Raw genomic sequence first — 21,301 nt, forward strand, 5'->3', positions numbered from 1 at the left:
TTGGCGGCAACGCTAGCATAAAGAGACAGGGAAGAAGCAACTTGCCAGGCACCGATCCTCTCGCCCGTTTCCGCGATCGCCTGCGGCTGCCGCTGATCGCTGCACCCATGTTCCTGGTTTCCGGCGTCGAGCTGGTGGTAGCCGCCTGCCGCAACGGTGTGATCGGCTCGTTTCCGACGGTGAATTGCCGTGAGACGGAACAACTCGACGCGTGGCTCGGCGAGATCGAGCGCCGCCTTCAGGTGCATGCGGATGAGAGCGGCAGGGCACCAGCTCCGATCTGCCCGAACCTGATCGTGCATCGCTCGAATGCGCGGCTGACGGACGATCTCGCCGTGCTGCTGCGGCATCGACCCGAGGTGGTGATCACCTCGGTCGGCTCGCCCGCGCCGGTGCTCGGCCCGTTGCACGATGCCGGTGCGCTGGTGTTTGCCGACGTCGCCTCGATCCGTCATGCCGAGCGCGCGGTCGCTGCCGGCGCCGACGGGCTCGTGCTGCTCACCGCCGGCGCCGGCGGGCAGACCGGCTGGCTCAACCCGTTCGTGTTCGTCCGCGCCGTGCGCGGCTTCTTCGGCGGGCCGATCGTGCTCGCCGGTGGCATCAGCGACGGTCACGCGCTGCGTGCCGCGCAGGCCCTCGGTTGCGATCTCGCCTACATGGGCACCAAGTTCATCGCGACGCGCGAGAGCATGGCCGATGATCGCTACAAGCAGATGCTGGTCGAAGCGAGCGCCGACGACATCCTGCTGACGACCGCCTTCACCGGCCTGCAAACCAATATGCTGCGACCCTCGATCGAGGCCGCCGGGCTTGATCCCGACGATCTGCCGGCGCGCGGCGCGATCGACATCGGCAAGGACATCGACATCGGCGCTCGCGAGAGCCGCCCGAAGCGCTGGCGCGACATCTGGAGCGGCGGCCATTCCACTTCAGGCGTGACCGAGGTGCTCGGTATCGATGATCTGGTGGCGCAGACGCTTGCGGAGTACGAGGCCGCGAGCGCGCGAGTTCGGCTCGTTTGAGCGTTCAGTTCGCCACGAAGTACCAGCCGGTGCCGTAAGCCACCAGCCGGCTCGGCGGCCTGTCCTCGAACTCGAAGAATCTTGTCGGATCGGCCCCTGATGGCACGTACAGGAAGCCGCTGAAGGTGTGCTTCGGCCCGCGCCTGGTGAGGAACAGCACGTAGGTGCCTTCATCGGCCTCGTCGACGACGATGTCGTTGCCGAGCGAGACGTAAGGGCCCGCGTCGTCGAGGGCGATCAGATTGGCGCTGTTGCCGACATTGGGCTTCAGTTCGCCGCGCTCGACCCGCGCCACGATCGCTTCGCGATTCGTGCGGCGCCAGTGGAAGTCGTATTGCAGGTAGAAATCCTCGAGCGGCGCATAGGTCATGAGCGCCAGCGTGGCGGCGCAGACCAGGAAAGGGCTCGCGAATCGCGCGCCGTCGTGTCCGACCCGCAGCAACTGCGTCAGCGACCAGACGGTGCAGCCGATGAACACGAGCGCCGCCAGTGGCAGCAGCAGCATCTCGACCACGCCGGAGGGCCAGTCTGCCATCGACGGCTCGAAGATCGCGATCAGCAGCGTGATGGCGCAGATCGCCGCTGCGGCCGTCAGGCCGCCGCGGACCGACGGCGCGGGCGCTGCGGTCGTCGTCTGGGATTGCATCTCCACGCCTGCGTGCGCCTTAACGCGCCATTAACCATGAAAGCCCCAACAATAGCGCCTCAGGACGATCCGCCGCCACGGCCGGCAATCATGGGACGACGACATGGAATTCGAGGCGCTTATTGCCAAGACCCCGGCGACGCTCGATGAGCTTCGGAACCGGGTCTTCTATGCCCTGCAGCGGCATCCGCTGTGTCGCCAGGTCGAGTTCGACATCGTCAGCACGCCGCGGACCCGCCGGACCAACTGGACGGTCAGCCTGCGCTCGGTGCAGTCGGGCGCCCTTTGGACGGCCCACGAGATCGTGGCCGATATCCAGGAAGCCTACGAACTCGCCGCCGCGGCCTGATTTTCGGCTGATTCGGCGCGATTTTCACCCAATTGGCGGCGTCTCGCCGCCATGGTGGCACGCTAAGGCCGCAATTGCCGTTCACCTTCCGGTGACACCGGCCGGGACTGGAGACGTTTTTGACCAAAGCCATCACCCTCGCCGCGCTGACCTCTATTCTCCTCGGCGGCGCCGCAGTCTCTGCGATCCTCGGCCGCGACAGCGTGCCGGCAGCGTCCGCCGTCGCCGCCGCAGTTCCCGAGGCGGCACCGGTCGCCAACAGGGCCAGCAAGCAGGACAAGCTCGTGGTGGCCTCGGCCGCCGCCTATGAGCCGCCGCAGGCGGCCAATCCGCCCGCCGCGCCGTCTGCGCTCCAGTTGCGCGCCCAAGCCAATATTCCGGGCGCCAATGTAACGGTCACCAATGGCTCCGCCGCGTCCGACATCCTGCGCCAGGCCTATGCCTCGGCCGAGCCCGCCGATGTCGGCCTGCCGAAGATCGCCGATCCCGTCGACGCGGCGCCAAAGGTCGCCGAGCCCGCGGCCGCCCCGGCGCCGCAGAAGCCGAAGGCCGCCGCCAGGCCGGCCGCGCAGAAGTCCTACACGCTGCTGAGCGACGCGCAGATCGCCAGCATCAAGCAGCGCCTCAAACTGTCGTCGGACCAGGAATCCTACTGGCCGCCGGTCGAGAGCGCGCTGCGCGCGGTAGCGCGCAAGATCCACTCGAAGCGCCAGGGCGACGGCACCGGCGGCAGCGTGCCGATCGATCCCGACTCCGAGGAAGTCCAGCAGCTGAAATCGGCCGCGATGCCGCTGCTGTTCCAGCTCCGCGAGGACCAGAAGAGCGAAGTGCGCTCGCTCGCCCGCCTGATCGGTCTGGAAAAAGTCGCGGCGATGATCTAGCCGCGCGATTGTCGGACATTGCGCCGGTCATTCCGGCAACGATGTCAGCATCGTGCCGGCATGCGGCATCGTGGGATTCGTGATCCGTTGCGATCACTTCCGATGCTGATTTCGTGGAGCGCTTCAGCCGAAGCCGGCCCGAACAAGCATTTGACCGTCCCGGACGCCGAAGATAGCCTTCCATCCAGCCGGATTCATCGAATGCACAGCCAGAGCTTTGGTGACCATGGAATTGTCGGCTCGGCAAGGTAACTCAAATCGACCGTTTGGCAGCTGGGCCGACGATCTGGCGGTCGCCTTCGTCCAGCTGGAACCTCGCCGCGTTGCCGATCTGCCCTTCCGTGGTGCGATCGTCAGACAGGATGCGAATCCGATCAGGGTTTCCCGCGTCACCGCGACCAAGCACAGGGTTTTGCGCTTACGTTCCCATATTGCCCGCAGCACCGACGATCTGTGCTTCATAAACCTGCAGCTCGAAGGGGTCGGCCGCTACCTCCAACGCGGGCATGTTCAGATTTGCGCTCCGGGAGACATGGCGCTGGTCGATACGACCGAGCCATTTGAAATCGCGAACACCCACGACTTCCGGCTGTTCTGCTTCGCGGTTCCCCGTCATCTGGTGCCGAGTTGCCTTCTCGGCAGCCCGCGATTGAGTCTGACGGCGACCGAGATGGGCCGCGCCCTGTCCCGGACGCTGGTCGCCTACGCCGACCTTTGCCTCACCTCGCCGTTCTCATCGGAGATTCCCGCGCTCGGCGGCAGCCACATCGTCGATCTGATTTCCCAGATACCTTCCACGCTTGAACAGGTGTCATCGGAGTCAATCAAGGTTCCAGTCTTGTTGTCGATGATGATCGATCACATCGACAGGCATATCGTTGATCCCGACCTGTCGGCGGTGGCGCTCGCGCGACAATTCCATTGCTCGGAACGTTACGTGCACAAGCTGTTCTCGACCACGGAGCAGACGGTCGGCGAACATATCAACGCCCGGCGAATCCAGCTCTGCACCCGTAACCTGCTGGATCCCGGGGTAAGAAAAACCATTTCGGAAATTGCCTACGCCGCGGGCTTTCGCGACATTTCCTACTTCAACCACTTGTTCAAGCGCAGCCTCGGCATGGCGCCGAGAGAATTTCGCCGCTCCATGTCCGCGACGAACACATAAGGCGCTTCAAGCTCTGTCCGCGTGGCATCGCCGTCGGAGCTGTCGTGCGTGAGTGCGCCATCGACCAAAAGACCGTGCGCCATAGCCCAAGATTTCGGGATTCCGGGCCGCTAGCCTGTTCCGGATCGCGCAATCTTGATTGAATCCGGAAAATGGCTATCGACTTTACGCTGACGCCCCAGCAGAGAAAAATTCAGCTTCGATCGCGTGAGTTCGCCAGGGATATGCTCGCGGCCGCGCGGTCCGCCGAGCAGCTGCCGACAGCCGAGCAACGATTCCTTGCGACCAGGCCGATCTACGAGGCGATGATTGCAGCCGGATTTCTCCGCAAGTGCATTCCGCGCGAGGCAGGTGGCGAAAGTGAGGGGTTGGTCGAGCTCGCCATTCTGGCGGAGGAGCTCTACAGCGCCAACGCAGGCGTCAGCCTCACCCTGATCGGCACACTGCTCGGGCTGCTTCCGATCCTGCTTGGCGGGTCTCCGGAGCAGCGCGGCAGGCTGCTCGCTTCCTTCTTGCGGGAGAGCGGCGCGCCGCTGGCCGCCTTTTGCGCGACGGAGCCGGGCGGCAGCGCCAACGCGGCGTCGCCACGTCCCGGCGAGGGCGTTCGAACCACCGCGAAGCTCGAGGGGGACCGCTGGATCATCCATGGACGGAAGAGCTGGGTTTCGTCCGCTTCCGGGTGGGATCGCAGAGGCGCCGAGATTCTTTGCGTCGTCTGCCGAACCGACCCCGCGGCGCCGCCCGAGAGATCCGTCTCGATCATCGCTGTCGAACGTCCGGCTGCAGGCTTTGTGTTCGAACATGCAATTGAATCGCTGGGACATCGCGCGCACCTCTTGCCCCGGGTCCGCTTTGACGGTGTTGCAGCGCCGCGAGGCAATCTGGTGGGTGAGGAGGGCGGTGGTTTCGTCCTGACCGCGGCCAGCTTCACGGGCGCTGCGGCCCTGGTCGGGATCTTCGGCGTGGCCCTGATGCGGGCTGCGTTTGACGTTGCGTTGCAATTCGCCCGGACCGAGCGGCGCGGTGGAATTCATGCTGTCATCGAGCATCAGGCTGTTGGATATGCCCTGGCTGATGCCAAGACGGTCATCGAGGCAGCGCGCGCTCTCGCCTGGCGGGCGTGCCGGGCCGTGGACGAGAGATCGCCCGCCGCCGATGAGCTTGCAATCCAGGCCAAGATCTTCGGCTCGGAGATGGCGGTCCGCGTAATATCGGATCTGATGCGCATCGTCGGCGTGGACAGTTACGACTGCGAGTGTGCTCTCGGCCGTCTGCTTCAGGATGCGCTGGCGCTTCCCATCTTTGGCGGAGGCAATGTCGGCGTTCGTCGCCGCCAGCTCCACGCGATCCTGAAACGACCCGGCTACGATCCCCTCGTCGAGGGGAAAGCCGACTGACATTTGAAATCCGATGCGCGCTTGCGCTTCGTTCAACAATGGCGATCGGAGGAGCTGGTGAAATGACAGATGCAGAAACGAAGGTTGCGGTCGTAACCGGCGCATCGCAGGGAATCGGCGCTGCGCTTGTTCAGGGTTTCCATCACCGCGGATATCGCGTCGTCGCGATATCGCGATCGATCAAGCCGTCCGCCGACGCCAATGTCGTCACGGTGCAGGGCGACGTCGCCGACCGGAAGACCGCTGATATGGCGCTCAAGGAAGCGTTGGATCGCTTTGGGCGCATCGACACGCTGGTCAACAATGCCGGCATGTTCATGGCGAAACCCTTTACCATGTATTCGGACGAAGATTATGCGGCCTACATCGCCACCAATGTCACGGGCTTCTTTTACATGACCCGGGCCGCGGTCGGCGCGATGCTGAAAAGAGGTAGCGGCCACGTCGTGACCATCACCACGAGCCTGGTCGATCAACCGATGACGAGTGTCCCTTCCGTGCTCGCGTCCCTGACCAAGGGCGCGTTGAATGCCGCGACCAGGTCGCTCGCGATCGAGTGTGCGGGTGGAGGTGTGCGCGTGAACGCGGTCTCTCCAGGCATCATCAAGACACCAATGCATCCCGCCGAGGCGCATTCGGCCCTGGCGCGGCTACATCCGATGGGACGCATGGGAGAAGCGTCGGACATTGTCGAGGCTGTCATGTACCTCGACCGGGCTCCGTTCGTGACGGGCGAAATCCTGCACGTCGACGGCGGGCAGGCCGCAGGTCATCACGTGATTCAGTAACCGGAGTCGGAGCCCGGGCCGGGACACGGTCCCCGGCCGATCATGTCGGCGGTCTTTCCATGTCCGCCTGACGAACGCCAACGTTGGTGCAGCATTCGGAGATTTGGTGCAATGGCCATTGACTTCACGTTCACGAAGGCACAACGCGAACTGCAGCTGCAGTCGCGCAGGTTCGCCCAGGACACGCTCGCCGGAGCCGCCGCATGCGAAACGCTGGCAACGCCGGAAGAGCGCTTCCTGGCGACCAGGCCGATCTACGAGGCAATGGTTGCGGCTGGATATCTGCGCAGATGCATTCCGGCGCCCGCCGGCGGTGATGGTGCGGGGCTGGTCGATATGGCCATCCTGGCCGAGGAGTTCTACTGCGTAAACGCCAGCGTTACCCTGACAATGCTGGGCACCGTTCTGGGCCTGTTGCCGATCTTGCTTGGAGGAACGCCGGAGCAATGTGGCCGGCTGCTGGCGCCGTTCCTGAAAGCGACCGGCGCGCCGCTGGCCGGGTTCTGCTTCAGCGAGCCCGGCGGAAGCGCGAACGCGGCTTCGCTACCTCCCGGGGAGGGCGTCCGAACCGTCGGGAAGCTCGCAGGAAACACCTGGACGATCAACGGCCGCAAGAAGTGGGTTTCCTCTGCGACCGGCTGGGACCGCAAGGGTGCCGATATCCTGTGCGTCGTGTGCAGGACCAATCCGGACGCAACACCGGACAAAGGCACCTCGATCATCGCGGTCGAGGGACCGGCACCGGGTGTGAAGTTCGAGCGCGCCATCGACACGATTGGTCACCGGGCGCATTTGGTGCCGGAGTTCGGCCTTCAGGATGTTGCCGCGCCTCGCGACAACCTGCTCGGAAGGGAAGGCGACGGACTGACCCTGGCCATGGGCGCCTTTACCGGGACGGCCGCGCTGGTCGGAATCTTCGGTGTGGCCCTGATGCGGGCGGCATTCGACTTTGCGCTCAGATTCGCCAAGACGGAGAAACGCGGCGGCATCCATCCCATTATCGAGCACCAGGCCGTCGGCTATGCGCTTGCCGACGCCAAGATCGCGATCGAATCGGCGCGCTATCTCAGCTGGCGAGCCTGTCATGCGCTCGATACGCAGTCGCCCGGTGCGGACGAGCTCGCCATCCAGGCGAAAATCTATGGCTCGGAAACGGCCGTTCGCGTGATCACCGACCTCATGCGGGTCGTCGGAATCGAAAGCTACGATCACGAGACGCCATTCGGCCGGCTGTTGCGTGATGCGCTCGCATTGCCGATCTTCGACGGCGGCAATATGGGCGTCCGGCGGCGTCAGTTGCACGCCATGCTCATGCAGCCGGCGTATGACCCGCTCACGGCATGCGGCGGGGCGTGACTGTCCATGCCGGGCTCGCGGCGAAGGACACTCCGAAATTGAAGAATTGACGACCTATGTCAGCGCGCCCAGCACGCCGCGCGTCGCCTTGTCGATCTCATCGACATAGCGACGCCGGGCGAAGGATTCCGTCAGGAATCCGACCACCTTGCGGCTATCGATGGCTTCGACCACCGCGAGCATTTCGGCCCCCGCCTCGTCGAACACCGCCATTGCGGTCTTCACGTTCATCTCGGGCAGCAGCACGACGTCGGTGAAACGGGCAAGCTCGATGACCTGGATATCACTGGCGATGCCGTCGAGGTCGCCCGAATAGAGATCCGGCAGCATGACGAGGCCGACATATTCACCCGCACTGTTGGTGACGACGACGCCGGGCCGCGAACCCAGTGCAAATTCGGCTCGGGTTTCAGCAATGGTCGAAGTCGACGGCACCTTGCCGATGTCGGAGCTCATCATGCGTTCGACGGTAAGGTTGCGCAGCCAGCCGACGTCGTTGGCGCTGCGGATGGTTTCGCCGCGCAGATGCAGACGCCAGGTCGAGAACGAATGCCCGAAGATGGAGCGTACGCAGATCGAGGTGACGATGCAGCCGGCCAGCACCAGCGCGGTGACGTCGACATTGCGCGTCATCTCGAGCACCAGGAACGACATGGTCAGCGGGCCGCCGACGATGGCGACCCCGAGCGTCGCCATGCCGGTCAACATGGCGACCAGCGGATCGGGCGCGAGGGCGGGGCTGACGAGCAGCAGGACCCCGGCAAAGAACTTGCCGAGCAGGCTGCCGACGAACAGCGAGGCGAAGAACAGGCCGCCGCGAAAGCCTGATGCCAGTGACACCAGGCAGGCGACCACCTTCAGCCCGACGATCACGGCAATCAGCCCGATCGCCATCTCATGATGCAGGTCCAGGACCATCGCACCGTGGCCCGCAGCAAGCACCTGAGGCGTGATGATCGCCAGGCCGCCGACGATCAGGCCGCCCAGTATCGGCCGGACCCAGACCGGCAGCCAGGCGAACAGCCGCTCGAAAACCGACGAGCTCCGCATCACCGCGATCCCGATGCCGCCGGCGATCAGCGCCAGCACGAGGAGCGCCAGATATTGCTCGATGCCAACCCCGCCCACCCGCGGGACTTCCAGCGAATAGGGCGCGCCGCCGAGCCATTGCGCAGTCAGGGCGCCGGCGAGCGATGCGGCCAGGATCGGTGCGGCGCTGCCGACCGAATAGACGCCGACGATCAACTCGCATGCGTAGAAGGCTCCGGTGATCGGAGCACCGAACGCGGCTGCGATGGCCGCCGCCGCGCCGCAACCGACGATCAGGCGAAGATCGTTGCGCCGCAGATTGAGGAGGCGACCGAGCAGCGACGCGATACCGGACCCGATCTGGGTGTATCCGGCCTCGAGTCCCACCGAGGCGCCGCATCCGTTGGAAATCATGGTCTGGCTCGAGACAACCACGCTGTCGCGCATGGACAAATGGCCGCCGCGCAGGGCATTGGCCTCGATCGGGTCGACGGCATTGGAAATCTTCATCCGGCGGCGCGACCATTCCATGATGCCGAGCACCAGTCCACCGGTCGCCGGCGCGATCAGCGCCGCCCATGGACTGACGAAGGTATTCGCGGACAGCCGCACATCGATCGGTATCCCGTAGATCAGGACATGCGCGATCTGGGCGATCTCGGCCATCAGGGTGACCACCGCGCCGGTGGCGGTGCCGAGCACCAGCGCGAGCGGGATCAGATAGAACTCGTTGCTGCGCAGAAGTGCGCGCAGGCGGGTCAGGCTTCGGCTCGATCCCCGGTAATCAACGATGTGCCTGATCCGAGCAAACACGCGCTGTTCCTTCTTGCACCAGCCCGACGCCACGGCTCGCGGGCCAAAATTGCCGATGGAGAGCCCGCACTGTGCCATACAATGCGCGCGACGGGATTTCAGTACAACAAACGATGAGTGATGGCGATCCGGCGCCGGGAAGGCCCGCGGCAGCGGCTGATCGCCGGCCGTCTCACGTCAGAAATGCAGTGACAGTGCATTCAATGACGCCGAGCCAAATGCACTGACACCGTGGCCGGAGGCAACCCGTCGTCGTGAGCGCCGTCCGATTTGACTCCGGTATGCGCCTCTGGCCCAATCGATTTTGCCATGGTCGTCATATCGGGGAAGTTCATGAGTGAGGAAGCTGGCCTGCCGCTCGCCGATGCGGCGACGACCCGGTCGATCTTCGACTGGCTCGAACGCTTCGCCGCCTGCGTCAGGGCGGTCGACTATGCCGCTGCCCGTCCGTTCTGGCATCCCGATATCGTCGCGTTCGGCACCTATCAGGAGCTCATCCGCGGCCTCGCGCGCTGGACCGAGACACAATGGGACAATGTCTGGCCGCGCACGGCGGATTTCGCTTTCGACCTCGACAATACCGCGGTGCTGGTCAGCGCCGACGGCGGCATGGCGACGGTGATCACGCCGTGGACCAGCACCGGTTTCGATCCGGACGGCGGCCGCTTCGACCGACCGGGGCGGGCGACGATCATTCTCGCACGCCAGGCCGACGGGCGCTGGCTCGGCATCCATTCCCACATGTCGCTGCAGCGGGGCGTGCCGCAGGACAGCCACGGCAACCGGCCTGTCAAGGCGCGTTAAGCTTAAGCCGCGGGCTGCGAGACGCGAGCCTGCTGCCGCCGGTTACGGCAATGCTTCATACAGGCACCCGGCGCCTTCGCAGGTCAGCGCCACGAACACTTCGGAGCGGATGAGCCAGCGTCCGTCCCGTTTCACCCACTGCGCCGCATAGCGGCCGGCGATGACCGGCTGCCCGTCTGCACCGCCGAGATGTCCCGACCAACGCCCCTCCTCGTAAGCCAGAGGCCAGCGATCGCTGACATCGACGGTGACGGCCGTGCGCTGATAGATGATGGGATCTTGCCCGGAGCTGGTGGACGACAGCGTGTCGAGGTAGGCGGACCGGCCCGCAATCGCCTGGCCGAGCGCCCTGCGCATGGTCACGTCCTCGGTCCAGACCGATGCCGCGGCTTCGAAATCGCGATTGGCCATCGCCCTGGTCTGCGCGGCGCGCGCCATCCTGATTTCAGCCGCGGCGTCGTTCCGATTGCTCATCGATGTCGTCTCCGGGGCAAGCCACGGCGTTTCGTTGATCCGATGGCGCAAGAGATCAAGGTCTCGGGATTACGGTGACGGCGTACGCCATTTTGGCGTTGTCGCCTTCACGCCGCACACAGCGAAGGTTGGTGCCCCTGGCCGGAATCGAACCAGCACTCCTTGCGGAACTCGATTTTGAGTCGAGCGCGTCTACCAGTTCCGCCACAGGGGCATTCGCGGGCTCCGGCCAAACGAAACGGCTGGGGTCGCGAAGCGCGGCGGACTATAGCGGGCAGTCTGTTCCGGTCAACCCGCGCGGATGTGATTGTCCCGCGCCTCGACAGCGGTTTTTGCCCGCGATACGACCCCGATCAGGCACGGAATCCGGATATACCTCTCGCGGACCGATGCGCTCGGGAGATACGATTTGACGCTCGCCACCGCCCATTCCTCGCACGCCCCCGCTCGCGGCAATCCGGCGCTGACGGCATCCGGCGCGATTGCCGTGATTGCAGCCCTGACGCTGGCCGGCGCATGGTTCTTCCAGCTCGTGCTGGAGATCCTGCCCTGTCCGCTCTGCCTCGAGCAGCGCTATGCCTACTACCTCGCGGTCCCGCTCGGCGTCCTGGTTGCGCTGGCGGCCGCACGGGGCGCGCCGCGCCCGGTCGTGCTGGCCGGGCTCGTCCTGCTCGGCCTTGCCGCGCTCGCCAATGCCACCCTCGGGACCTACCACGCCGGTGTCGAATGGGGGTTCTGGCAGGGACCGACCGACTGCACCGGCCCGATCGTCAATCTCGGCAATGCCGGCAGCCTGCTGGAGCAGCTCGACAAGGTGAAGGTGGTCCGCTGCGACGAGGTGCAGTGGCGCTTCCTCGGCCTCTCGCTCGCCGGCTACAACGTGCTGATCTCGCTCTTGATGGCTGCGATCGCCGGCTGGGGCGTGGTGAAGGCGGCGAAGGCCTGACCGAGCGAAACCTGCCATCTCGTCCCACAGAACGAAGTCGAAATGCGCGATCCCGCGCTAATCGTCCACGTCGTCCTGCGGGCGGCCGAACAGATGGATGATCCCCGGCGTCGCGATCGTGACGAAGACGAAGCGCGCCAGATGATGCGCGCCGACGAAGATCGGGTCGATGTGCAGGGTCAGCGCCAGCGCCAGCATCGCGTCCATCGCGCCGGGTGCGAAGGCGACCACCACGTCGGCGAGCCGCACGTTGGTGGTGAAGGCGATCACCGCGACGAAGACGGCGGAGATGGCGATCGCGATCGCGAACGAGCCGAGCCCGGCATTGACGTGGCCGAGCAGGGTCGATGTCTTCATCCGGGCGAAGCGGGTGCCGATGATCGCGCCGATGCCGGCCAGCGCGACGTTGCGCAGCCAGGGCGGCAGGCCGCCGTCGACCAGACCCGCGCCATGCAGCAGGCTGGAGGCGAGCATCGCGCCGAACATCCAGCTCGCCGGAAATTTTATCCAGCGCAGCGCCAGGGAGGCCGCGACCGAGCTCGCCACCAGCGCCGTAAGCCCGAGCGGCGAGGCGACCATGGTCGGCAGGGGCGGCGGCGTGGCATGCGTGATGCCGGTCAACGCCAGCACCAGCGGCAGGGCCGCGGTCAGGATGATCACGCGGATGGTCTGCACCACCGCGATCGCGGCGACGTCGGCGCCCTTCTCGGCGGCGAGGATCGTGATCTGCGACAGCGCGCCGGGGCTGCCGGCAAGCAGCGCCGAGGTATGGTCCCAGCCGTGCACGCGCTGGAGGTAGTAGCTCGAGCCGAAGGTCGAGCAGAAGGTCGCGAGCGCCAACAGACCGACCGTGATCGGATAGGAGCTCATGTGCTGCAGCAGTTGCCGCGACATCAGCGAGCCCAGCGAGATGCCGAGCAGCACCAGCACCGTCTGGGTCAGCACCGGCGGCACCGCGAGCGGCCGTCCCGCAAGGGCTGCGATCGCGACCGCGGCCATCGCCCCCGAGATCAGCCCGCCGGGCAATTCCGCCCAGAGGAACAGCAAGCCTCCGGCGGCGCCGATGACGAGAGTCTCGAGCCCATTCAGGATCTTCGTGCGGTCGGGAATGGCAGTTGCCATCGAAGCGCGGGTCATCACGCCGCTTATGGCAAATTCGCATCCGCAGGACAATTGCGTGCCGCGACTGCAGCAATGCGCCCGAATTCAAGGCGCAGAAAACCTTCACCCTCCCGCGCGGGGAGGGTGAAGTCCTGAAAGATGTCTATTTATTATTGCTTCGCCGCGGGAGCCGCAGCAGCGCCGCCCATCTTTTCCTTCTTGCACTCGGAGCGGAATTTCTTGCGCTCCTTGCCGTGCAGGCCCTTGGCGTCGGCTTCCTTCGAGCACTCGATCGACTCGGCGCTGTGCTGCTTCGGCGTCTTGGCCATCGTGGCCGCGGGGGCGGCGTCCTTGGCGGCCGGCGCAGCGGTTTGCGCGAAGGCGCTGCCCATCAGCAGCAGGGAGGCAATTGCGGTTGCGGTCGCGATCGATGAAATGGTCTTCATGTGGCACCTCGTGAGGAAGGGAGGCGAACCGTTGCGCGTCGATGCTGAACCGTGGATGAACATGCCGGGCTTTCGCTGCCACAATATTTTGAGGCGCGGGCGGGCTCACGCGTTGTCGCAAGTGGTGGTTGCGCTAGGATAATGGTCTCACGCCACTGTCCCCCAAGGGAGACCAAGGATGACCATCCAGACCAGATTGTTTTGCGCGATTGCACTGTCGGGCTTTGCAGCCTTTGCGGCCACCGCGCCGGCGCAGGCCCTGACAACGCAGGAGTGCAGCGCCAAGTACCAGGCCGCCAAGACGGCCGGCACGCTCAATGGCCAGAAGTGGAACGAATTCCGCAAGGCACAATGCGGTGCCGACGCGACGCCGGCCGCCGCGCCCGCCGCTGCCGCGCCTGCTCCCGCCGCGCCGAAGGAAGCCAAGAAGGAAGCCGCGCCCGCCGCGGCACCGGCGATGCCAGGCGCCCCGGCCGTGTTTCCGAATGCAGTCGATCCCAAATATGCCAAGGAGTCCGCGGGTAAGGCGCGCATGCACACCTGCGACGACCAGTACAAGGCCAACAAGGCCACCGGCGGCAATGGCGGGTTGAAGTGGATCCAGAAGGGCGGCGGCTACTGGAGCGAGTGCAACAAGCACCTGAAGGGCGCCTGAACTCGGCGGGCTTGAGTCAGGTGAGTGGCCGGCCTCGTGCCGGCCGCTTTTTTATCCATCATCATTGAGCAGTTGCGCCGACATCGTCAGGAGCTGCGCGCGCTTGCGCGGGCCGTGTTGCGGGAACAGCAGGCTCTGCCCGAAGATGAAGCAGTAGAACAGGAATGCCTTGGCGTCGGCCTCCTCGGCGGAGAGGCCGGTCGCGCGATACAGCTGGCCGACATTCTTCAACCGCGCGGCATCGACGCTCGCGACGGCGAGTGCGGCAGCCTCATCGGTCCGGGCCCATTGCCGGATCGCGAGCTCGATCGCCATCGCCTCGGAGTTCATGCGCTCCGAATACAGCGTGATGATCGCCTTCAGCCGCTCGCGCGCGCTGGCGCCGTCGAGCGCGGTGTGCTTCTCGATCGCGGCGATGCGGCCGTCACGCCATGTCGCGAGCATCGCCTCCAGCAACGCCGCGCGATCCCGGAAGCGGCGGTAGAAGCCGCCCTTGGTCACCCCGAGGTTCTTCGCCAGCACCTCGACCCGCACGCCCTCGATGCCGGAATGCGCGAGCTCGGCAAAGCCGGCCGCGATCCAGGCATCACCCTTGCCGTCAGTCATCTGGTCTCCGCATGTCCCTTGATACGGTACCGTATTGCTAGCCCGCTTCGTTGCTGATACGCTACCGTATCAACGAGCGGGAACGGGCAAAAAGCAGGAGAGCGACACGATGGAGGGCGAGGCGACCTATCGCGGCACGGTCTATCCCTGGCAGTGCGATCACATCGGCCACATGAACATCATGTGGTATGTCGGCAAGTTCGACGAGGCGAACTGGAATCTGTTCGCGCGGCTCGGCCTGACGCCGAGCTACCTGCGCGAATCCGGCCGCGGCATGGCCGCCGTGCAGCAGAACCTCTCCTACAAGCGCGAGCTGCTTGCCGGCGACATCGTCGAGGTCAAGAGCCGGCTTCTGGAGTTCCGCGACAAGTCGATCCGCTTCCTGCACGAAATGCGCAATGCCGAAAGCGGCGAGGTCGCGGCGACCTGCGAGATCACGGCCGTGCACATGGATCGCGCCGCGCGCAAGTCGGCGCCGTTCGCGCCTGCGATCCGCTACGCCGCGATGCATCACCTCGTGCCGCAAGAACGGGCGAGCGCGTGACGGCCATGCCGCGTTTCGAACCCCGCAATCCCGACTACCGCGCGGTCGCGGCCGACATGTTCGCGCGCCAGCGCGCGATGCAGACGCTCGGCATTTCGGTTTCGCGCATCGAGCCGGGCGAAGCCGATCTCGCGATGCCCCATTCCGCCGACTTCACGCAGCAGAACGGCTTCGTTCATGCCGGCATCATCACCGCGGGTCTCGACAATGCCTGCGGAGTTGCCGCCTTCACGCTGATGCCGGCCGGTTCCGACATCCTGACCGTGGAGTTCAAGACCAACCTGCTGGCACCGGCCAAGGGAGAGCGGTTCGTCTTCCGCGCCACCGTCCTCAAGCCCGGGCGCACCCTGACATTCTGCGAGGCAAAGGCCTACGCGCTGAACGACGGCGCCGAGACGTTGGTCGCAACCATGACCGGCACGCTGATGGCGCTGGCCCGGCGGGGGTAGCAGAGGCGACATCGCCGTCGCGCCATTGCGCGCGAAGCGACGCAGTCCGTCTACCCGCATATGCGGAACGATGCATTGCTTGGTCGCGTCAGCGCAAGATTGCTTCGCAATTGCGTCACGAACTCCTCGCGATGACGGAAGGGCATGCGTCAGTATACGTTGACAAGCATCCCGCGCGACGACCTGATGGGACTGTCGCGCGGATGCCCCTTCCATGATCGCCAGCCTCAGCCTGATCCTGCTCTGCCAATTGATCGGCGAGGTGACCGTGCGCGCGCTTGCCGTTCCGGTGCCCGGCCCGGTGGTCGGATTGCTGCTGCTGCTGCTGCTGTTGCTCGCGCGTGATCAATTTCCGTCATTGGCGCGCGGGCCGCTCGCCAATGACGGCGTCGAGGGGGCGAGCCGCGGCCTGCTCGCCAATCTGTCGCTGCTGTTCGTCCCGGCCGGCGTCGGCGTGGTGCAGAAGCTCGACCTGCTCGCCGAGCATGGCGTCGCGATCCTGGCGATCCTCGCTGTCTCCGTGATCGTCACGTTGCTGGTGACGGTCGCGACCTTCGTGGCCGCCAGCAGCCTTCTGTCTCGCGCCGACGAGGAGCCATGAGCGACAATCCGTTCTCGCTCTGGGTCTATCTTTCGCAGTCGCCGCTGCTCTGGCTGACCGTGACGCTGCTGACCTATGCGGCCGCCGACGCAGTGTCGCTTGCGACGCGGCGCCATCCGCTCGCCAATCCGGTGCTGCATGCGATGTGGATCATCGGCGCGTTCCTGCTGCTGACCGGGACGTCGTACACCACGTATTTCGCAGGCGCGCAGTTCGTGCACTTCCTGCTCGGGCCGGCCACCGTCGCGCTTGCCGTGCCGCTCTACGAGAACCGCAAGCGGGTGGCCGCCGCGATCCTGCCGATGCTGATCGCGCTCGCGGCCGGCTCGGTCACCGCGATCGTCTCGGTGGTGCTGCTGGCCCAGGCCTTCGGCCTGCCGCGCAGCCTGATCCTGGCGATGGCGCCGAAATCGGTCACTGCCGGCGTCGCCATGGGCATCAGCCAATCCCTGCACGCCGATCCCTCGCTGACCGCCGTTGCGGTGATCCTGACCGGCATCATGGGCGCCATCATCGTGACGCCGCTGATGAACCTGACCGGCATCACCGACTATCGCGCCCGCGGCTTTGCGGTGGGTATCGCCGCGCATGGCATCGGCACCGCGCGCGCCTTCCAGGTCGACGAAGTCGCCGGCGTCTTCGCGGGGATCGCGATGAGCCTGAATGCGCTGGTCACCTCGCTGCTGGTTCCGCTGGCGGTGACATTTCTGGTGCACTAATGGTCTCCGCAGTGCAGTTTTGTGCTATTGGCATGGCAATCGGCAGCAAATCCTTCTAGGGTGGCGGCCTCTAACGCGAGTCTTCATCCCTTTGTTGTTTTCTGTCACGCAGAGCCTGCTTGGACTGGCATCGGGAATGCTGGTCGGCTTTTCGCTGGGCCTGGTCGGCGGCGGCGGATCGATCCTTGCGGTGCCCCTGATGGTCTATGTTGTCGGCGTGCCCGAGCCGCATGTCGCGATCGGCACGTCGGCGATCGCGGTCGCGGCGAATGCGGCCGTCAACCTCTCCAATCATGCCCGCGGCGGCACGGTGATCTGGTCCTGCGCGCTGTTGTTCGCGGCAGCCGGCATGGTCGGGGCGTTCGGCGGGTCGATCCTCGGCAAGATGCTGGATGGCCAGAAGCTGCTCGCGCTGTTCTCGCTGGTGATGCTGGTGATTGCCGCGCTGATGCTGAAGAACCGCGCGCGGGTCGGCCTGAGTGGCGTCAAGATGGACATGTCCAATATGCCCGCGATCGCCGGCCTCGGGCTCGCGACCGGGACGATGTCCGGTTTTTTCGGCATCGGCGGCGGCTTCCTGATCGTGCCCGCCCTGATGCTGGCGACCGGCATGCCGATCATGAACGCGGTCAGTTCCTCGCTGGTGGCGGTCACCGCCTTCGGCATGACCACGGCGCTGAGCTATGCGTGGTCCGGGCTGGTGTCCTGGGGCCTGGCAGGGCTATTCGTCGCCGGCGGCATCGCCGGAGGGCTGGTCGGCACGCGCTCGGCGCGGCATCTGTCGGAACGGCGGGGCGCGCTGAACATCGTGTTCGCCACTGTCATTATCGTGGTGGCGATCTATATGCTGCTGCGTAACATCACGGCGTCCTGAGCGTAGAAGGGCGAGAGTTCCTCGCGAGACCTGCATATGAACCGGTTGACCACTCCATCCGCCATCAATCCCGGCCCGACCCGCCGCGCTGCGCTCGGCCTGCTCGGAACCGGCGCGGTCCTGCTGGCCGCGCGATCCGCCCGCGCGGATGACGCGCAGGAAGAGAAGGTGCTGACCGAGGCGCAGGTGCTGCGCGACCCGGATATCCCGGTGGCGGGCAATCCTGAAGGCGACATCACCATTGTCGAATGGTTCGACTACAACTGCCCCTATTGCCGCAAGCTCGAGCCCGAACTGCGCCAGGTGGTGCATGACGACGGCAAGGTCCGCCTGGTGCTGAAGGATTGGCCGATCCTCGGACCGGTCTCGAAGGTCGCCGCCCGGATGGCGCTGGCGGCGCGCTATCAGGACAAGTTCCTGGTCGCCCATGAGGCGATGATGGCGGTGAGTTCGCGGATCACCGAGCCCCGCATCGGCGAGTTGCTCTCGGGTGCCGGTCTCGACATGGACCGGTTGAAGAAGGATCTCGACAGCAACGCATCGGCGATCGACGCCGTGCTGGCCCGCAACAACGATCAGGCCGAAGCCTTCGCCTTCAACGGCACTCCGTCGTTCATCGTCGGCAAGTACCGCGTGCCCGGGGTGCTCAGCATGGATCAGTTCGAGCAGGTGATCGCCGACGCCCGCAAGGCCAATATGGGCCGCAAGATCGAGAAGAATAAGCTTTGACTCACGCGGAGCCCTTCCGCTTCGCATAGGCGCGGCGCGCGCGCTCGCGATTGCCGCAGACTTCGCTCGAGCACCAGCGGCGGGTCCGGTTCGGGCTCTCGTCGACAAAGAACCAGCCGCAGCCCTCGGCCTCGCAACAACCGATGCGGCCGGCGTCGTCGGACGCCAGCAGGGCCGTCAGCGACCACAGCACCGGCCATAGCGGCTCGCTGACGTCGGCCCCGGCGAGGGCGTGGCGATAGCCGCGGTCCTGCCGCATCAGCTCGGGTTGCCGCGGCGCGCCTGATAGCATCTGGTTGACGAGGCGGAGGTCCGCGCTGCGTCCGTCGCGCAGCGCGTCCGAGATGGTCCAGATGTCGCGACGCAGGGCGTAGCCCTTCTGCAAAATGGCCTCGGCTTCGCGGCTCGCCGCGCGCGCCTTGAGCTTCCGGCTCGCCGCAAGCGGCAATGTCCCGCGACGTTCGCTCCAGGACAGCAGGGACGCATAATCCGGGATCAGCTCCTGCGGCTCATCAGAGGTTCGCCAGTCGAGCGTGTTCGCGAAGTCGAGGCAGACCCGTCCACCGAAGAACTGCGTCGCTGCCCGCGCGGGATCCCTTGACATCACGGCCTCTCATCAATCTAATCTAATGGTCATGACCATTACAAGTGCAAAAACCTCGCCCCGCGTCCCGACCATGACCTCAGCCGGATTCAGGCGGGGCCTGGTCGCGGCCCTGCCGTTCCTGCTCAGCAACGGCGCCGCGGGCCTCGTGATGGGACTGACATACAAGGGGCTCGGGCTGGGAGCGTCGCATGCTTTCCTGTTCAGCCTGCTCGTCTACTCCGCCACGGCCCAGGCGATCACGCTGAGCATGTGGGCCAGCCCGCTGCCGATCGTCGCCATGGTCGTCGCCTGCATCGCCACCAATTCGCGATACTTACTCATGGGCGCGCATTTGCGCCAGCTGTTCGGTCGCTTTGCGATCCGCCGGATGCTGCCCACTCTGTTCCTGCTGGCGGACGCGTCGTGGCTGATGACGAGCTCGGACGCGGAGCGCAACGGGCCTGACGCAGGCTACCTGCTTGGATCGAGCATCCCGATGGCGATCGGTTGGAGCGGCGGCACTGCGCTTGCCTACGCCGCGCCGCTGGCCGCAGGCGGCTCGCTCAAGCTCGCCGGCGCCTTGCTGCCGACGATGTTCATCGCGACCCTGCTTCCGAGCCAGTGGAAAAACTTGAAATCGGTCTGGCCGTGGCTGACCTCCGCGATCGTCGCGCTGCTGGTGGCCCGGTTCGTGGACGCCAGCTGGTCCATGTTGATCGGGGGCGGATGCGGCACGCTGGTGAGCATGATGGAGCGGACCGATGCATGACCTCGAGGTTCTCGCCGCCATCTTGATTCTCGGCGTCACCTGCTACGCCATGCGCGCCGGCGGATACGTTCTTGCTGGATCGCTCCGCGACGACGGTGTCGTGGCGCGGTTTCTTCGTCTCGCGCCCGGCAATCTCTTCGTCGCATTCATTGTCGGCGGCTGCTTGTCCGGCGGATTGGCAGGTCTGGTCGGGACCCTGGTTGCGATCGCAGCGATGGCGATCAACAACCGGGAATGGGCCGCTTTGGGGGCCGGCTTCGGCGCGGCACTCATGGCGTCAGCGCTCGGGATGTGACGCTGCGTCCCGGTGCCGGGACGCAGCTACGATCATTCAGCCGTTACCTGGATGCGATCCTGGTCCACTCCTCATGCGCGCGCGTCTTCAACACGTTCCAGTCATGCGCGGCGACGTCCCAATTGACGATGTTGCGGTTCTCTGCTGCGACCTGCTTGTCCGTCGACTGCATGGAATCATGGGCATAGACGCCGCAGCCGAGCAGCAGAGCGCCCAGGATCATTCCCAAAATGACTCGCATCACACATCCTCCGGTGTTGGCCGGATAACGTCGCAGGGGCGATGCTGGTTCCGGCAGCAACTCAGCCCTGTCCAAACGCGCGCATCACATAATCGATGAAGACGCGGACACGCGGCGAGAGCTGGCGGTTGCGGGGATAGAGCAGGTGCACCGGCACCGATGGCGGCCGGCAGTGCTGCAACACTTCGACCAGCGTTCCCTGCGCCAGATCGGTTTCGGCATGAAAGCGCGGCACCTGGACCAGGCCGAGACCGAGCCTGGCGGTCGCCAGATAGCTTTCCGGCCCGGTCACCGACATCGGCGCGGGCAGCGGAAATTCCTTCAGCACGCCGTCGATCACGAACTCCATGTGGCGCAGCCGTCCCGTCGTCAGCGAACGGAGCCCGATCATGCGATGGCCGTCGAGAGCGAGCGGATCGGTCGGCATGCCGAAGCGCGCGAAATACTCCGGTGTCGCGCAGGTCAGCCGGTCCAGCATCACCACCTGGCGCGCGATCATGTCGCTGTCGCGCAACTGGCCGAAACGCAGCACGCAGTCGACGCCCTCGCGGATCAGGTCGATCCAGCGATCGCTCTCGCTCATGGTGATCTCGATGTCGGGATAGGCGGCGAAGAAGCCGGGCAGATTCGGCAGCAGGAAGTGTCGCGCCAGCGTGCCCTGCACTTCGAGCCGCAGCAATCCCTTTGGTTTGGCGCCGCCGAACGCGCCTTCGGCGTCTTCGAGATCCGAGATCAGCGACAGGCAGCGCCGGTAATGCGCCTCGCCGTCGAGCGTGGGCCGCACGGCGCGCGTGGTGCGCTCGAGCAACCGCACGCCGAGCCGCGCCTCCAATCCCTTCACCGCGTCGGTCACCGTCGAGCGCGGCAGACCGAGATCGTCGGCGGCAAGCGAGAAGCTGCGGCGCTCCACCACGCGGGTGAACACGCGCATCGCCTCAAATCGGTCCATGCTATTGTCCGAATAAAGCGAATAGTGATGCCAGATAATGCACGATTATCCGAAATATGCAAAG

General features: G+C 65.5%; 27 protein-coding genes and 1 tRNA gene. 18 read left to right on the plus strand and 10 right to left on the minus strand.

From position 1 onward, the window contains the following. The first annotated feature begins 41 nt into the window (after positions 1–41). The gene (locus JQ586_RS07805; protein WP_212393952.1) at positions 42–1,022 is read left to right on the plus strand and encodes a nitronate monooxygenase family protein; all 981 of its coding nucleotides are present in this window, start codon (positions 42–44) and stop codon (positions 1,020–1,022) included. A 4-nt stretch (positions 1,023–1,026) separates the two neighbouring features. Here JQ586_RS07805 and JQ586_RS07810 read toward each other — a convergent pair whose 3' ends face one another. Next, complete coding sequence (locus JQ586_RS07810; RefSeq protein WP_212393953.1) at positions 1,027–1,668, minus strand: hypothetical protein; 642 nt, start codon at positions 1,666–1,668, stop codon at positions 1,027–1,029. Positions 1,669–1,771: 103 nt separating this feature from the next. Between JQ586_RS07810 and JQ586_RS07815 the strand changes: the two genes are divergently transcribed. The 6 genes from JQ586_RS07815 (at position 1,772) to JQ586_RS07840 (ending at position 7,607) form a co-directional block, all read left to right on the plus strand. Beyond that, positions 1,772–2,017: a hypothetical protein gene (locus JQ586_RS07815; RefSeq protein WP_212393954.1), complete on the plus strand. Its 246-nt coding sequence runs from the start codon at positions 1,772–1,774 to the stop codon at positions 2,015–2,017. Between the two features lie 119 nt (positions 2,018–2,136). Continuing rightward, positions 2,137–2,898, plus strand: a complete 762-nt coding sequence (locus tag JQ586_RS07820; RefSeq protein WP_212393955.1) for a hypothetical protein — start codon at positions 2,137–2,139, stop codon at positions 2,896–2,898. A 226-nt stretch (positions 2,899–3,124) separates the two neighbouring features. Next, positions 3,125–4,066, plus strand: a complete 942-nt coding sequence (locus JQ586_RS07825; RefSeq protein ID WP_249147415.1) for a helix-turn-helix domain-containing protein — start codon at positions 3,125–3,127, stop codon at positions 4,064–4,066. A gap of 152 nt (positions 4,067–4,218) precedes the next feature. Then, positions 4,219–5,463: an acyl-CoA dehydrogenase family protein gene (locus tag JQ586_RS07830; protein ID WP_249147396.1), complete on the plus strand. Its 1,245-nt coding sequence runs from the start codon at positions 4,219–4,221 to the stop codon at positions 5,461–5,463. A gap of 38 nt (positions 5,464–5,501) precedes the next feature. Continuing rightward, complete coding sequence (locus JQ586_RS07835) at positions 5,502–6,251, plus strand: SDR family NAD(P)-dependent oxidoreductase (protein ID WP_249147398.1); 750 nt, start codon at positions 5,502–5,504, stop codon at positions 6,249–6,251. Between the two features lie 111 nt (positions 6,252–6,362). Next, entirely contained in the window at positions 6,363–7,607 is a 1,245-nt protein-coding gene (locus JQ586_RS07840) for an acyl-CoA dehydrogenase family protein (RefSeq protein WP_249147399.1), read from the plus strand. A 54-nt stretch (positions 7,608–7,661) separates the two neighbouring features. Here the strand turns inward: JQ586_RS07840 and JQ586_RS07845 are convergent, their stop codons facing one another. Further along, positions 7,662–9,449 carry a chloride channel protein gene (locus tag JQ586_RS07845; RefSeq protein ID WP_212393957.1) on the minus strand — a complete coding sequence of 596 codons (1,788 nt, stop codon included), beginning with the start codon at positions 9,447–9,449 and terminating at the stop codon, positions 7,662–7,664. A gap of 333 nt (positions 9,450–9,782) precedes the next feature. On the opposite strand from JQ586_RS07845, the gene JQ586_RS07850 reads away from it, so the two are divergent. Continuing rightward, the gene (locus JQ586_RS07850) at positions 9,783–10,253 is read left to right on the plus strand and encodes a nuclear transport factor 2 family protein (RefSeq protein WP_212393958.1); all 471 of its coding nucleotides are present in this window, start codon (positions 9,783–9,785) and stop codon (positions 10,251–10,253) included. Positions 10,254–10,295: 42 nt separating this feature from the next. Here the strand turns inward: JQ586_RS07850 and JQ586_RS07855 are convergent, their stop codons facing one another. Then, the gene (locus JQ586_RS07855; RefSeq protein WP_212393959.1) at positions 10,296–10,778 is read right to left on the minus strand and encodes a DUF4440 domain-containing protein; all 483 of its coding nucleotides are present in this window, start codon (positions 10,776–10,778) and stop codon (positions 10,296–10,298) included. A 78-nt stretch (positions 10,779–10,856) separates the two neighbouring features. Continuing rightward, positions 10,857–10,941: transfer RNA gene (locus JQ586_RS07860), tRNA-Leu, on the minus strand. Positions 10,942–11,136: 195 nt separating this feature from the next. Here JQ586_RS07860 and JQ586_RS07865 point away from each other — a divergent pair. Beyond that, positions 11,137–11,673, plus strand: a complete 537-nt coding sequence (locus tag JQ586_RS07865) for a disulfide bond formation protein B (protein WP_212393960.1) — start codon at positions 11,137–11,139, stop codon at positions 11,671–11,673. Positions 11,674–11,730: 57 nt separating this feature from the next. Here JQ586_RS07865 and JQ586_RS07870 read toward each other — a convergent pair whose 3' ends face one another. Both JQ586_RS07870 and JQ586_RS07875 read right to left on the minus strand, forming a co-directional pair. After that, a complete protein-coding gene (locus JQ586_RS07870) occupies positions 11,731–12,810 on the minus strand; it encodes an AbrB family transcriptional regulator (protein ID WP_212393961.1) in 1,080 nt (359 codons plus the stop codon). 134 nt (positions 12,811–12,944) lie between these two features. Continuing rightward, complete coding sequence (locus tag JQ586_RS07875) at positions 12,945–13,220, minus strand: PsiF family protein (protein WP_212393962.1); 276 nt, start codon at positions 13,218–13,220, stop codon at positions 12,945–12,947. A 178-nt stretch (positions 13,221–13,398) separates the two neighbouring features. Here JQ586_RS07875 and JQ586_RS07880 point away from each other — a divergent pair, with 178 nt between their 5' ends. After that, positions 13,399–13,875, plus strand: a complete 477-nt coding sequence (locus JQ586_RS07880) for a hypothetical protein (protein ID WP_212393963.1) — start codon at positions 13,399–13,401, stop codon at positions 13,873–13,875. Positions 13,876–13,926: 51 nt separating this feature from the next. On the opposite strand, the gene JQ586_RS07885 is transcribed toward JQ586_RS07880, so the two are convergent. After that, positions 13,927–14,481 (minus strand): TetR/AcrR family transcriptional regulator, encoded by a 555-nt coding sequence (locus tag JQ586_RS07885; protein WP_212393964.1) that lies wholly within the window; start codon positions 14,479–14,481, stop codon positions 13,927–13,929. A gap of 109 nt (positions 14,482–14,590) precedes the next feature. Between JQ586_RS07885 and JQ586_RS07890 the strand changes: the two genes are divergently transcribed. The 6 genes from JQ586_RS07890 (at position 14,591) to JQ586_RS07915 (ending at position 18,397) form a co-directional block, all read left to right on the plus strand. After that, the gene (locus JQ586_RS07890) at positions 14,591–15,025 is read left to right on the plus strand and encodes a thioesterase family protein (RefSeq protein WP_212393965.1); all 435 of its coding nucleotides are present in this window, start codon (positions 14,591–14,593) and stop codon (positions 15,023–15,025) included. A 5-nt stretch (positions 15,026–15,030) separates the two neighbouring features. Then, positions 15,031–15,474: a PaaI family thioesterase gene (locus tag JQ586_RS07895; RefSeq protein ID WP_212393966.1), complete on the plus strand. Its 444-nt coding sequence runs from the start codon at positions 15,031–15,033 to the stop codon at positions 15,472–15,474. Positions 15,475–15,688: 214 nt separating this feature from the next. Next, complete coding sequence (locus JQ586_RS07900) at positions 15,689–16,075, plus strand: CidA/LrgA family protein (RefSeq protein WP_212393967.1); 387 nt, start codon at positions 15,689–15,691, stop codon at positions 16,073–16,075. Next, positions 16,072–16,794: an LrgB family protein gene (locus tag JQ586_RS07905; protein WP_212393968.1), complete on the plus strand. Its 723-nt coding sequence runs from the start codon at positions 16,072–16,074 to the stop codon at positions 16,792–16,794. The genes JQ586_RS07900 and JQ586_RS07905 overlap by 4 nt, the downstream gene beginning before the upstream one ends. A gap of 94 nt (positions 16,795–16,888) precedes the next feature. Beyond that, positions 16,889–17,668, plus strand: coding sequence for a sulfite exporter TauE/SafE family protein (locus JQ586_RS07910; protein ID WP_212394127.1), 780 nt, complete (start codon positions 16,889–16,891; stop codon positions 17,666–17,668). A gap of 36 nt (positions 17,669–17,704) precedes the next feature. Continuing rightward, on the plus strand, positions 17,705–18,397 hold the full coding sequence (locus JQ586_RS07915; protein WP_212393969.1) for a DsbA family protein: 693 nt from the start codon (positions 17,705–17,707) through the stop codon (positions 18,395–18,397). A 1-nt stretch (position 18,398) separates the two neighbouring features. Here JQ586_RS07915 and JQ586_RS07920 read toward each other — a convergent pair whose 3' ends face one another. Further along, positions 18,399–19,001: a CGNR zinc finger domain-containing protein gene (locus tag JQ586_RS07920; protein WP_212393970.1), complete on the minus strand. Its 603-nt coding sequence runs from the start codon at positions 18,999–19,001 to the stop codon at positions 18,399–18,401. A 73-nt stretch (positions 19,002–19,074) separates the two neighbouring features. Here JQ586_RS07920 and JQ586_RS07925 point away from each other — a divergent pair, with 73 nt between their 5' ends. Together JQ586_RS07925 and JQ586_RS07930 are read left to right on the plus strand one after the other, a co-directional pair. Continuing rightward, entirely contained in the window at positions 19,075–19,752 is a 678-nt protein-coding gene (locus JQ586_RS07925) for an AzlC family ABC transporter permease (RefSeq protein ID WP_212393971.1), read from the plus strand. After that, positions 19,745–20,047 carry an AzlD domain-containing protein gene (locus tag JQ586_RS07930; RefSeq protein ID WP_212393972.1) on the plus strand — a complete coding sequence of 101 codons (303 nt, stop codon included), beginning with the start codon at positions 19,745–19,747 and terminating at the stop codon, positions 20,045–20,047. Before JQ586_RS07925 ends, JQ586_RS07930 begins: the two co-directional genes overlap by 8 nt. Positions 20,048–20,090: 43 nt before the next feature. Here JQ586_RS07930 and JQ586_RS07935 read toward each other — a convergent pair whose 3' ends face one another. Together JQ586_RS07935 and JQ586_RS07940 are read right to left on the minus strand one after the other, a co-directional pair. Continuing rightward, positions 20,091–20,288, minus strand: a complete 198-nt coding sequence (locus JQ586_RS07935) for a hypothetical protein (RefSeq protein ID WP_212393973.1) — start codon at positions 20,286–20,288, stop codon at positions 20,091–20,093. 61 nt (positions 20,289–20,349) lie between these two features. Further along, on the minus strand, positions 20,350–21,237 hold the full coding sequence (locus JQ586_RS07940) for a LysR family transcriptional regulator (protein WP_212393974.1): 888 nt from the start codon (positions 21,235–21,237) through the stop codon (positions 20,350–20,352). Positions 21,238–21,301: the final 64 nt, after the last annotated feature.

It is taken from the genome of Bradyrhizobium jicamae, assembly GCF_018130215.1.
In the GTDB taxonomy this organism is placed as follows: Bacteria; Pseudomonadota; Alphaproteobacteria; order Rhizobiales; family Xanthobacteraceae; genus Bradyrhizobium; species Bradyrhizobium jicamae_A.